Raw genomic sequence first — 288 nt, 5'->3', positions numbered from 1 at the left:
TGCGCCCTGAATCCATCACTCAAAAAGACCGGAATTACCACAACCCCAATTATGCTTTGCAGCATAACGCCACCGATTATGAAGCAGAAAATAGCACGCCATTTCACATTTTCGAAAGTTACGGGCGGTTTCAAAAAGACAAAGAGGGCATTCCGTTTACTCAGTACCGGCTGGAAGCCCTGCGGACGGACAGCAAATCAGGGCAAGCGGAGAGCAATTGTATTCGATTAATGCCGGGCAGGATCTTCAAATTAACCCACCACCCGATTGATACCATGAATGACCGCT

The 288-nt window shown here is 47.9% G+C and carries 1 protein-coding gene; it reads left to right on the top strand.

Annotated features, from left to right (window positions below; genetic code table 11):
• Positions 1 to 288: contractile injection system protein, VgrG/Pvc8 family (locus C5471_RS23785; RefSeq protein WP_242688870.1), on the top strand; the 288-nt coding region annotated here is incomplete at both ends.

This window comes from Photorhabdus tasmaniensis (assembly GCF_011189505.1).
Classification (GTDB): domain Bacteria; phylum Pseudomonadota; class Gammaproteobacteria; order Enterobacterales; family Enterobacteriaceae; genus Photorhabdus; species Photorhabdus tasmaniensis.
Note: the sequence above shows the minus strand (reverse complement) of the source record. Positions and strands in the feature narration are given on the sequence as shown.